Consider the following 11247-nt stretch of genomic DNA (forward strand, 5'->3'; position numbering starts at 1 on the left):
AATGAGGCTAGCTGCCATTTATCTACCGAAAGGAATTTTACCACACTTGTTTGGTGAGAATCATGATGAGTTAACCATAAACTTAGGTGGTCAATTCCACTATCAAATAGGAATAATAGAAAAGAATATTTTAATAACTAAAGACTCTCTCAACAAAAATTTCATACCAGATTTTTTTGGAGAACACATATCCTTAATTTCAGCTATAGTTGGCAGAAATGGCATTGGAAAAACAACTATTTTGAGAGCAATACATTCAGAAGGTGATAAAAGAAAAAAAAAGGTGTTTTATGTGTTCGAAAGCAATGATGAATCTATATCCTATTGCAATGAGTTGTCCTTAAAGAAAGTTGTTTCTGATTTTGAATTAAAAGAAATACCGACGAATTCATTAAGTCCTGTCAAACAATATTACACTCCAATTGTCGACATCGAGCAAATCAATACATTGTCACAATTAAATCTTGTTTCAACAGGGGAGGAAAACTTAGGACAATTGTACCTCAAGCAAATTCGACAAGATGTCATCCTCTTGAATGATCCAGTAATGGATACTTTAAAATCGGTATATCCGGATTTTCCTGAATTTAAAGAGCTAGAGATTAAGGTCACAACACACAGAAAGACAGACTTTAAAAGTGTTTATGCCTCCACCAATTTAGGAAACCAAAATCGTGAAAGTGTTTTAAAAACATATATCGAATCAGATATACGTGAATTAGATGAAGGTAAATGGGAATGGCCTTTGGATAAGTCTTTTGTGAAAGAATATTTATTGGAAAGATATATTAACATTATCAAAGGAAAAGGCCTAAATAGTTTATTCGATGAGCTTTGGGATTTGGAAGAATTTAATTCCAATGACCAGACAGACAGAATCCATAGTCAATCAAACTTTATTAAAGACTTTGAAGTCACTCTTTTTTCATACCTAATTCTGACAGCTACATTTCCAAAAACCCCTTTTCAAGGTGGCTATGATTTTCAAAAAATAATAATCGAAGATTCATTTGAAAATAGATTTGATGGATTTCTGGAACTCTATCTTGCCAATATTTATGAAATTGTAAAGGATGAAATCAAGGAGAAACTAGGCCGTATTTCGATTCTAGATTATGATCAAATTATAAAAATAATAAAAGACCCAAAACACACTAGAATTTCACAACAAGGATTTAAACCTTCTGATGCAATTAAATTGATGAAGAGACATTTAGAGAGGTTCAAAGCATTCTTTGACTTTTATAAACTTCTAGAAAAATTTGTTTCAGAGAAAAAATTTGAGACAAAAAATGGAGGTTTGCTCTATAAAATTGACACCCATAATCGTGAAGATTTTTACAATATTATCGATGCTTATAACAAGGTATTAGGGCTTACCTCAAGTTATGTGTATAGACTTGATCTGTTATCTATTAAATCGACATATCCATTATCGTCAGGCGAAAAAGCATTACTAAATTTCTTCTCAAGATTAAACAGCAGGATAGATATTCTGAAAAACTCAATACATCCTATATTCAATTATTATTTACTCCTTTTGGATGAGCCTGAACTTGGATATCACCCTATTTGGAAAAGAAAATTTATCGATGCAATCACCAAGTCGATTCCAATACTTTTTGAAAAATTAGTTCCTAATAGAAATTTATTTGATGAAGATTCTCAGAACTTATCTCCACTAAAAACTCAAATTATTTTCACCACTCACGACCCATTGACTTTATCTGACATCCCGGTAAATAATGTAGTTTTCTTAGATAAGAATATAGATTCAAATCTATCATTTATTGTTGATAACAGACAGCACCAAGATTTATTAACATTTGGAGCAAACGTACACGATTTACTTGCTCACAGCTTCTTTCTGGAAAATGGTTTCATGGGTGAGTACGCCCAAAAAACTATAACAGATTTGATCACATTTTTAACGAATCAATCCGAAGAAGTTGATTCTGAAAAAATTATACTAAGACGAAATCTAACATCTGAAATGGCTCAAAAATTCATAAACATTATAGATGAGCCTCTTATCAAAGAAAGGATCCAACAATTGTATAATCAAAAGTTCCCCACTTCGGACAAAGAACAGCTTCGAAAAAGAATCAAGGAATTATCAGATCAATTAAAAAAACTTGAAGGTGAGGAAAATTAAGATTACCGATATACTTAAAAAAGAAGTTGCCTCATTTAATAAGGACCTTTTTGTCAATACAAGACCAACTAGTTTTCAACTTCCTCAAGATAGATTGTCCAAACTTGCATTAAAAATATCCAGAAGACACCACAATTACAGGCTTTATATTGAAAAAATCATAGATGAATACTATGATATCCTGAATGCGGATCCAATGAAAATGAATAGTCTCATTACCGAATTCGACTCAATCGTCCATAATTCACGGATGGATACAAAAATCAATAGTAAAAAAATTGGATTTAATGAAAAAATCGTATCAGCCATGCGATATGAAGATTTGCGAGAAAAAGAGTTTCCAGCTTATTTACTCAATTCCAATATTAGAACATGTGTCTATTGCAATGCCCAATCTACTTTGACCATTGAACCAATCTATTACAATAAAAAAAAGAAAAAGAAAAGGAAAAAAGTTTTAGCGAAGCTTCAACTGGATCATTTTCATCCAAAATCCAAATACCCTTTTCTATGTACCTCTTACTTTAATTTATATCCTACTTGCGCAAACTGCAATCTTGCTAAAGGAAAAGAGAGTGCATTGTTTGAATTATATACCTCTGGGCACGATTTGGATATTTTCAAGTTTTGGATTGATAATAAGTCCATCATTAATTATTGGATCAATCTGAATTTAAAAAATCTGGAAATTAAATTCGAGAGCTTGGATGGAAATATTGAATTACTTCAAAATCATAATGAGTTATTCCAAATTCAAAAAATCTACGACGCTCAAAAAGATATTGGCGAAGAATTGGTCTGGAAAGCAAAGGCAAACCCAACTACTTATAGGAAGACATTGAATAAAACGTTCAATAAAATTTTTCCAGACCCCTCAATAATTGATAGAATGATCATTTCAAACTATAGCAAGCCAGAAGAAACTTTTAAAAGGCCAATGGCGAAATACACTCAAGATATCGCTAGACAATTAAAAATAATATAATGAATCACTCACTCACTATATTAATTCAAAATACAAGGTATCCTCTATTGATTTAGGTAATCTTAGTAAAATAATTAGTATTTCACCAAGCCTAACTCTTCCAAACGAATAGCCATGGCTTCTATAGAAACCTTAAATTTACTCGCAAGTGAGTCAAACCTATTATTGTCAAATGAAATTGAATTTGCGAGCTTTCTTGACAATCCCCTCAAAGATTTACATTCTTTTCTGATATCAACAACACTCTTACCTCCAAACTTAAATGCGGAAAGTTCATTCAACTCAAAAACTTCAATTGAATATCTTTTTTTGAATTCTTTCAATACCAATGATTTTGGCATTAAAAAATATGAGGCAAATTTATCTGCTTGAATTTCTTTATAATCCCTAGTTTTTCTTTGTCCTGAATATTCTGCTGCCACATCTCTATGAAGAATAGGTTGACTATGAAGTATAGCATGAGCTAATTCATGTGCTGCCGTGAAATTCTGCGTCTCTTTTGAATATATATTTGAGACCATTACTAATTTATTCGGTTGGTCTATCACTCCAGCTACTTCAACAATTTCACCTTCCTCACTGGGAACACCATAACTTGATGAAGAAAAATAATCGTATCCCAAAACTCGTTTTAATATTATATCAGGTCCTAATATTTCTATTTCAGTTTTAGGGGTGTTATTTTTCCAAATTAAGGATTTATTCTTCCATATAAGATTTTGTAAATCACGAACACAGACCTCTACATCTAAATTCTTTTCAGTTCTGTATTTAGAAATGAGATTATTAATACCTTCAAAGAGAGGTATTTTTTCCCCAAATTCTTCTTGTAACACTTGAATTTTAGAGTCGGCTATTTGACGTAAAGTCTCATAATCCTTGGCTAGATCATTTACTTTGGATACAGTTGATTTTAAATATTCATATTCATCGCTATTAAAAGAAAGCACATTCAATCTTATGATTGCAATACAGCCAGCTATTGCCGAAACAGCTCCACTTATTCCTACCTGTGAATCTCCTCTAGCTGCCCTAAACCCGTTGTCAAAGACAAACGCACCAATTTCAGCAATTTCCTTACAATGGAATGCTATTTGAAATGGGGTTGCTATAGAGATTTTTAATTCTTCAAGAGCCTCTCTCCTTAATTGGTTTCTTGTGACTTCATCCTTTTCATTGTCCCTAGCCGTCCTTAATTTAATGGTTTTATCAAATTGATCAGAATCGTATTGAAATAAATCTGCCAAACCTGGATAAATCCTTTTTTCAATTTGTTCTTGAAAATCTAACAGTTCATTGATACAATCTGCATATAAATGCTTTCTTTTTTCTTCAGCGCATAAACTTATTACTGTAGAAATAAGTTTTGCGGATATCATTCCTTGAAATGCAGCAGCACTACCTGATCCAGGCTTATGGTTTCCTGCACCAAACTTCCGCATTATTTCATTTACAGTTTTATCTAACAGCTTGACTTTCATATTGCCTAAATATAGGCAAAGAAACAATTCCCTTCAATAATATTGAGCATGTAATGCTCAAAGGGGTTTCTTAAAATCAAAATATAAGTTGTTGGAAGCTTCTTATTTTATTTATGCCTTAAACGGAAAAAAATCCTTCTAGGAAATCTTTTCATGATGCAATTATTAATCTACTTTGAAGTAGCATAAAGATTTTAAATAAGCGAGTCCACGCGTTGTATATGCTTTTGCATTTAGTGAGTGTCTTTGACCTCACCTTACGGGTGTACAAGCACCCTCAATCGGTTCTTTTTTAATCAATTATAACTTCAATACCGACCTTCTTGGCCTTATATTTTATTTTAGTCATCAAATCATGATAACTCCAATTTCTTAATACAAATCCCTCTTCTTTAGCAATTTCAGTTTTTTCCTCCTGATTCAAAAGTATGAGGGTTCCTGCCCTATGTTTAACACAAAAATCAATCAACCTCCGGCTATATACATGCAAACGGTTATGGACATATTTACTTTCCGTTTGACCAAGTCTGTCAACTGCCTTTAGTTTTCTTTTGATGCCTTTACCCAATTTGGAATAGGTTGCCCCAATCTTTGCCCGTCTGTATGCCGATTGTATCGCCAATCTTCGGTACAAAAACTCTTCCTTTGTACCAATGGTAAGCCTTGACTTACCAACCTTTATAACAATGGGATATTCAAGGGACAAAGAGGCTTCTGCAATAATCTCCGCTCTTAGATCATGGTTTTCTTTTTCAATTTCGAATACCGCTAATAAGAAAATCTTGTCTTCTTATAGCTTTATGTGCGATGTGCACAGCTTAGTCTTACCCTCCACTACCCGCTCCAACAATGTCCGTTTATCGTAAAATCCTTTCCCAAGTAGGTTTTGAACGGAATCTGAAACAAACGGAAACAGAAAGCTTTTTTCTCTTCACTATAGTGTAATCCACTCATACCTTCCAAGTCAAAAGGGAAGGCCATATCCCTCTTGAAGTTTTTTAACGAGCGTTCACCGTTCCAATACTCAGGTCTATTCTTCTTGAAAGATGAAATCAAGGCCTGGTTCAGATTGGACAATATGTTTGTGGGGATTTCTCCTTTAAAACGATCTGATACCACTGGATAAGTGGTATTGGTCCTAGAACGATTTAGGATTCCATGGTCATCCTTCTTTTCATCTGCCAGTTTATATTTTATCCCCTCTGATAGATAAAAGAACTCCCTTATCATTTCCTGAACATAAAGATGGGTCACTATTAGGTTGGCAGCCCTAAAGCACCTATTCTGCCATTGGTACAGTTTATCCAAGGCCTCTTTTTTCTCTTCTTTGGTAGGGAGGTCGATCAGTATTTGGATCTTACGAGTGAGTTTTAGTGTTGACTTTTCCATGTTAGGCTGATTGCAATTGATGTTTTGCTTCCATTAACCTATAGGCTATCATGAATTCCTGATGTACTTCCTTTTGGGAGAGGTTTAGTTCATTGGCTATTTCGGAAAAGGAATATCTTAGTTCACAACGCATTTTAAGCACCTTTGTCTGCTCTTCTGTCATCTCGCCAGTAAACTTTATCTCATCTGTATTGTTATTACTGGAATCGAGCTTATTTCCTTGATGAAGGATGGTTTTAATGTCTTCAATAGCTTCCTTTATTTCTCGACAGGTATCATTAATGCCTTTTCCCATTGCCTTGGAAATAGCCTTGTACTGGAAGCCGTATTTCAAACACAGATTGATTACATGTCTTTTACTGTCAGCCAATAAGGGCAGGACGCGTTTGATACTTTCGAACTTCTCTTGTTCCCCTTCCTGAAGTTTAAAATTGTTATTGTCTTCAGCGGGGTCATACCCAACCATAGAGTCTTGGTAATTCTCAAAACTCTCCAAGGAGTAGACTTTCCTGAAAAACTTGTTCCTAGGACGGGTGTAGTATGTAATGCACTCCCTTTTCATGACAAATCGAAGAAAAAAATAAATGTGCTTGGGTGATTCCAATGTATCTCTATGCACCCACAACTTCAAGAATACATCCTGAACCAATGTCTCCACAACAAAACCATCATCGAGAAAGCTCTTGCCCAACCAGAAAATCTGTCTGTGATATTTGGTGTAGATTTCAGTAAAGGAAATGGCACAACCCTTTTTTAGGCGTTCATAGCATTCTTCTAGGGAATTTTGATTTTCCATTCATTTGTTTTTTGAGGTTCTCAGGTGTTGATGAACTTCTTATTCTTTGGTGTGGGATTTCTCCAAGCTGAAATTTTCGTTTAAATTAGTCGTGTAGAAAAATGTTACCCACCACATCCGATTGTAAATTACCAGTATAAGGTTGTATTTTACCAAAAGGGGAAACAAAGGAATATTTTAAATATCTTTAAGTTATGCCGACAGAGACAAAAACCAATCATATAGGACGAAAGATTGCCCGAATCAGAGAACTCCGGGGAATGAAACAAGAAACCCTTGCTGAGGAATTGGGAATCAGTCAGCAGAGTGTTTCTTCCTTGGAAAAAAGTGAAACCTTAGAGGATGCGAAATTGGAAGAGGTTGCAAAGGTACTCGGAGTAACTAAAGAAGGGATTGAAAATTTTTCAGAAGAAGCGGTTTTCAATTATTTCAACAATTTTTACGAAAACAGTGCACCACAAGGGAATAGTTTTAATCAAGGGCCATACCCTACTTTCAATCCTTTGGAAAAAGTTATTGAACTATACGAGCGTCTTGTTCAGGCTGAAAAAGATAAGGTTGCTTACTTGGAAAAACTATTGGACAAGAAATAGCCCAATACTTTGAATCAGATTTTCTTATAAAAGAGCGAACGGAACACAGTGAAGTGCTGCAAGCGTCCCAAATTCTTACCCCCAACTTTTGCGCATGGATCCTATCGGGTTTTTGTAGTGTTCCGGTAGATAAGCGTAAAGCAAAAACCCGGTAGGGCGCAACCTACTTGTTGGATCTCAGTAACCCATATCCTCACCTGTGCCCCTTGCCTTATCAATGCCCCTTCCAAGTGCCTTGATGATCTTGGCTGCCATTTGCACTTTATTTGTTGGAATACTGGGAGCTTTGACACCCATCGTTTTAAGTAGTTTAAAGGCCATGTCCTTTTCCTTGGTGGGCAGTCCCATGACCTTGGCAAAGAACTTCCCCGGTTCCTTGGCATGGGCCTTTCTCCCAACATAGGATTCCACGTAATTCCGTTTGAATCCAGTTGTTTTATCAAAAGTCTTCTCTGCTGCTTGGTAAAAACTGTCCCTGTCAAACCCTCTCTTGACCGTCTTTCCGTTCAGTTCCACTTCCGAGGCCTTGTGCTTTGCCATTGGTGAAAGTGTATAGGTATTTGTTACGTCCCTTCTGCTTACTATGATATGGATATGGGTCTGTGGCCCTTCTTTTTTCATTCCAGCGGCCACCAATTGCCCGTTCTGTTTGTGCGGGGCCAATCTTTCTTGCTCTTTGATCCTCTTTTCAAGCTCATGGACATTCCCGATGGATTCTCCCCTCTCCACTTTCCGTATCTCATTCCTGAGCCTTGCTATCTCCCCTCGGTAGGGTGCATTCTCCTGAACCTGTCTGTCAAATCCCCTGTAGGAACGTTCATTCTCTATCTTGACATAATATTTCAGGTGCTCGGCCTTGACCTCTTGGTTGCGGTGGAAACTCTTGGCATAGTCCTCCATGAGCTTCCTTGTGTATTCCCTTAGCAGGTTCGGATCATTTCCAATTGCCTGTAATTCTCTTTTGTTGGGGCTTACCACTATGGAATAGAATTTCGGATCCTTCTGCCTTAGTTTGGCCGTATTGGCATCTATTTCATCGATGACCGTTTGAGGGCTTACGCTGTCGTTTTCTTGGTCAAAGAATTCCTCCCTTTGTTCGGGCAATCTGTCCTCGTTTTCCTTTTCCAGATAGTCCACATAGTTCCCTACACTGGAGTTGTAGGTACTGCCCATTTTCTGTGCTGAGATGGTTAAGTACATGAGCGTTATCTTAATTGATGTTTCAGGCTTTCAAAGTCCCCGATATCCATATTTATTTTCAGATATGGCTTTCCCATCATTGGTTCGACCTTCTCCACATTTTGGAGGATTTCATTGTAACGCTTTTTATAGCTTTCAAATTCTTTTATTATTCTATCGTGCTCTGTTTTGGGAACGGTGTTTCTTGGCTCTAAAAAATCCATTCGCTCTTCTTGTAACTTAAGGGGTTCACGTTTAGGTTTCCTCCCATCCTTTACATAGGCCTCGTAAAGGATGAGCACCATTTCATAGGTGGGTCGGATACTGGTCTTTTCCATGTTCTTGATGATGGCAATGAGCCTATCGAATTTTTTCATCATCTGACGCTCCAATTTTTTGATACTGTCAAGGATGATCTTTGTTCCCTCCCCAAAAGGGTCAAGGTTGTTCTCTTTGAAGTATTGTATCATTCCATCCAAAACCTCGCTATGGGACTTGTTGTACTTTTTGGAAAAACTGCGAAAACGTGTGGCCGTTTCTTTCTTTATGGTAATATTGGAATAACCACCTGTCCCTTTCTTACTTCTGTCATTTGTTGATTGCTTTTCCATAGGTGTGATTTTATTTTTTCATCAAATTGCGTCAATTTTTTCGTCAAAAATTTCCAGTGTTTATTGGGCTTCCCAAAGGGTTTACTGTAGATTTCGGAAAAGTTTACTGTAGACCCTGATTTTGCACAGGATTCCAAAATCTGTTCAATCAACTGGTTTTCAACTTTTTGAATACCCGAAAACAACCGTGATGGCGCAATTTGCGCATCACCCTCTTGCTATTCCTTCGTCCCGCAAGCGGGACCGAATAAATACAGCATGATTGAAAATCAGCTGCCACATAAATACTATTTGGTTTGTACGGACTTTTGGAAAGTCAAATCGTATAATTACTGCCGTACTGAAGTGTTCAAAGACACTTTTTAAAGATAACCAATTTTATCTATTTCTTGTTTATACTTCACTATTGGGTATCTTTTCTAGGATGAGAATTTGTTTGCCATTTGGATATGCCTAAATAGCAAAATTCTGGTCCAATAAACATTGTTGTTGTAAACAGTTTTATTCATTCAAATACACCGTTCTACGATATTCGTCATATTCCTTAAGATTGACCTGAGAGTATTTAGGCTCATTTGAAGAGTAATACACAGTGACCTCTTTTCCCACGCAACCCTCTCGCCCATCTGGGCATTTAAAGTATGATGTTCCCACACTTCCTTCATATCGAATTCCATCAACATAATACTCATACTTTAAGCTATAACTTGCCTTATTACGATGTTTGAACTTTATTATTACCCCAATGGTTTCTGTTCTATATTTTGCAACACTTGAATCCTTATTGTAATGGTATACTAGAACTGCTAAAATTAAAATACCAATAATTATATGGCTCCAAACTCCTTCTCTCGTATTTTGAGAATCTTTTTTCAAAGTACCATTTATTAATGGTCACCTACAACAAAATCCGTGACTATTTCTCTTTCATTGAAAGTTAATTCCAAAAATCCATAATTAACACCTCTCTTTGAAGGTCCTAAATCATAACTGATACTTGATTTATGAATTTGTGTTGGTTTCCCAAGTAGTTCTATAATTTCGATTTTGGTCATTCCTTTCAGGGTGTGGTTTTCCCGCAAACTATTCATCATGTCCCATCTAATAGACATTTCCGTTTCCGATTGTGTTTTCCATTTTTCCGAATCAAAGGGGATAGGCTCTGAATATCTATTTCCAAGGTAGATTCCAAACAATAGAATTGTTAGGATTAAAATTCCATTCCGTATGCTTTTTTTGACTTTCAAAATATTCACAACGTTTAGCGTAAAACGTTTTTTATCCGAATGTTGTTATTATACCTTTACCTTTCAATTGAGCTTCATAAAAAGCATTATAAAGCTCGAAAAATTCCATTACAACGTGGGTTTTCCTTTCAATTCTCTCATTCCAATAGCCTTCAATAGAACTGATTGTTTTTACTATTTCACGGTTATCAATTGAGTTTTCTATTTCTCCAATTGATATTTTAATTCACTCCAAATTTCTTTAACCACTGAAGAATGATAATAATACATTCTGTCATTTTTTTCAGTTTCAGCTATGTAAAATTGTTCGTTATTTATTTTACTCAAAACGAGGTTGTCCGAATTATCTAAAATTTTAAGTAATTCATACATTGGCGACCAAGCTTTGACACCTTGCCAAAACAAAATTCCTCTTTTCTCAAAATGTGAACCTTGATACTCGTGGTCCATTAATTGATTCGACAAATATTCGTCAATATCAAAATCCGATTTCAAAACTTGGTCAATTATCGAATCTTCAACTACGTAGTTATATGCTACAATTCCCATTCAGTTTTTAAATGTTTTACAACCGTCTCGGCTATGAGTAGTTGTGTGGTTTAGTATTCAAACTTAACAAGTACATACCGAACTGAAAATCCGTGAGGATTTTGCTTCGCCAGTTTGCACTTCGTGCCCGTGTCAGAAGTAGGCGAGAACAAACAATTACTTATAGCATCTATGTAAAAGCAGCGTGTCCTTTATCTTTAAAGTACTATAAAACAATAAGATATGAAAACGGAACACACTGCAAGTCCCAAGTTATTCATTG

At 35.6% G+C, this 11247-nt stretch carries 12 protein-coding genes; 3 read left to right on the plus strand and 9 right to left on the minus strand.

The genetic code is table 11. From position 1 onward, the window contains the following. Nucleotide 1: 1 nt before the first annotated feature. A complete protein-coding gene (locus tag BIZ36_RS14295; RefSeq protein ID WP_187458567.1) occupies nucleotides 2–2155 on the plus strand; it encodes an AAA family ATPase in 2154 nt (717 codons plus the stop codon). Then, nucleotides 2142–3140: a hypothetical protein gene (locus BIZ36_RS14300; protein WP_187458568.1), complete on the plus strand. Its 999-nt coding sequence runs from the start codon at nucleotides 2142–2144 to the stop codon at nucleotides 3138–3140. The genes BIZ36_RS14295 and BIZ36_RS14300 overlap by 14 nt, the downstream gene beginning before the upstream one ends. A gap of 74 nt (nucleotides 3141–3214) precedes the next feature. Here the strand turns inward: BIZ36_RS14300 and BIZ36_RS14305 are convergent, their stop codons facing one another. The 4 genes from BIZ36_RS14305 to BIZ36_RS14315 all read right to left on the minus strand — a co-directional run bounded on the left by BIZ36_RS14305 (nucleotide 3215) and on the right by BIZ36_RS14315 (nucleotide 6806). Further along, a complete protein-coding gene (locus BIZ36_RS14305) occupies nucleotides 3215–4621 on the minus strand; it encodes a cyclodeaminase/cyclohydrolase family protein (protein WP_187458569.1) in 1407 nt (468 codons plus the stop codon). Nucleotides 4622–4913: 292 nt separating this feature from the next. Continuing rightward, the gene (locus BIZ36_RS20920) at nucleotides 4914–5327 is read right to left on the minus strand and encodes a hypothetical protein (protein ID WP_222937401.1); all 414 of its coding nucleotides are present in this window, start codon (nucleotides 5325–5327) and stop codon (nucleotides 4914–4916) included. A gap of 128 nt (nucleotides 5328–5455) precedes the next feature. After that, nucleotides 5456–6010 (minus strand): hypothetical protein, encoded by a 555-nt coding sequence (locus BIZ36_RS20925; RefSeq protein ID WP_222937402.1) that lies wholly within the window; start codon nucleotides 6008–6010, stop codon nucleotides 5456–5458. 1 nt (nucleotide 6011) lies between these two features. Continuing rightward, nucleotides 6012–6806: an RNA polymerase sigma factor gene (locus tag BIZ36_RS14315; protein ID WP_187458570.1), complete on the minus strand. Its 795-nt coding sequence runs from the start codon at nucleotides 6804–6806 to the stop codon at nucleotides 6012–6014. 194 nt (nucleotides 6807–7000) lie between these two features. Between BIZ36_RS14315 and BIZ36_RS14320 the strand changes: the two genes are divergently transcribed. Continuing rightward, nucleotides 7001–7399 carry a helix-turn-helix domain-containing protein gene (locus BIZ36_RS14320; protein ID WP_187458571.1) on the plus strand — a complete coding sequence of 133 codons (399 nt, stop codon included), beginning with the start codon at nucleotides 7001–7003 and terminating at the stop codon, nucleotides 7397–7399. A gap of 177 nt (nucleotides 7400–7576) precedes the next feature. Here the strand turns inward: BIZ36_RS14320 and mobB are convergent, their stop codons facing one another. The 5 genes from mobB to BIZ36_RS14345 all read right to left on the minus strand — a co-directional run bounded on the left by mobB (nucleotide 7577) and on the right by BIZ36_RS14345 (nucleotide 10985). Further along, complete coding sequence (gene mobB, locus BIZ36_RS14325; protein ID WP_187458572.1) at nucleotides 7577–8599, minus strand: MobB family relaxase; 1023 nt, start codon at nucleotides 8597–8599, stop codon at nucleotides 7577–7579. A 5-nt stretch (nucleotides 8600–8604) separates the two neighbouring features. Further along, on the minus strand, nucleotides 8605–9189 hold the full coding sequence (locus BIZ36_RS14330) for a BfmA/BtgA family mobilization protein (RefSeq protein ID WP_187458573.1): 585 nt from the start codon (nucleotides 9187–9189) through the stop codon (nucleotides 8605–8607). A gap of 501 nt (nucleotides 9190–9690) precedes the next feature. Then, nucleotides 9691–10065 carry a DUF3592 domain-containing protein gene (locus BIZ36_RS14335; protein WP_187458574.1) on the minus strand — a complete coding sequence of 125 codons (375 nt, stop codon included), beginning with the start codon at nucleotides 10063–10065 and terminating at the stop codon, nucleotides 9691–9693. Nucleotides 10066–10076: 11 nt separating this feature from the next. Then, nucleotides 10077–10436, minus strand: coding sequence for a hypothetical protein (locus BIZ36_RS14340; protein WP_187458575.1), 360 nt, complete (start codon nucleotides 10434–10436; stop codon nucleotides 10077–10079). A gap of 201 nt (nucleotides 10437–10637) precedes the next feature. After that, nucleotides 10638–10985 carry a hypothetical protein gene (locus BIZ36_RS14345; protein WP_187458576.1) on the minus strand — a complete coding sequence of 116 codons (348 nt, stop codon included), beginning with the start codon at nucleotides 10983–10985 and terminating at the stop codon, nucleotides 10638–10640. Between the last annotated feature and the right edge of the window lie 262 nt (nucleotides 10986–11247).

It is taken from the genome of Cytophaga sp. FL35 (assembly GCF_014349235.1).
Classification (GTDB): domain Bacteria; phylum Bacteroidota; class Bacteroidia; order Flavobacteriales; family Flavobacteriaceae; genus Euzebyella.

Bases quoted from the DNA above. Each gene is read 5' to 3' on its own strand.
- BIZ36_RS14295 (WP_187458567.1), top strand. From the start codon at position 2: ATGAGGCTAGCTGCCATTTATCTACCGAAAGGAATTTTACCACACTTG.
- BIZ36_RS14305 (WP_187458569.1), bottom strand. From the start codon at position 4,621: ATGAAAGTCAAGCTGTTAGATAAAACTGTAAATGAAATAATGCGGAAG.
- BIZ36_RS20925 (WP_222937402.1), bottom strand. From the start codon at position 6,010: ATGGAAAAGTCAACACTAAAACTCACTCGTAAGATCCAAATACTGATC.
- BIZ36_RS14315 (WP_187458570.1), bottom strand. From the start codon at position 6,806: ATGGAAAATCAAAATTCCCTAGAAGAATGCTATGAACGCCTAAAAAAG.
- BIZ36_RS14320 (WP_187458571.1), top strand. From the start codon at position 7,001: ATGCCGACAGAGACAAAAACCAATCATATAGGACGAAAGATTGCCCGA.
- mobB (WP_187458572.1), bottom strand. From the start codon at position 8,599: ATGTACTTAACCATCTCAGCACAGAAAATGGGCAGTACCTACAACTCC.
- BIZ36_RS14330 (WP_187458573.1), bottom strand. From the start codon at position 9,189: ATGGAAAAGCAATCAACAAATGACAGAAGTAAGAAAGGGACAGGTGGT.
- BIZ36_RS14345 (WP_187458576.1), bottom strand. From the start codon at position 10,985: ATGGGAATTGTAGCATATAACTACGTAGTTGAAGATTCGATAATTGAC.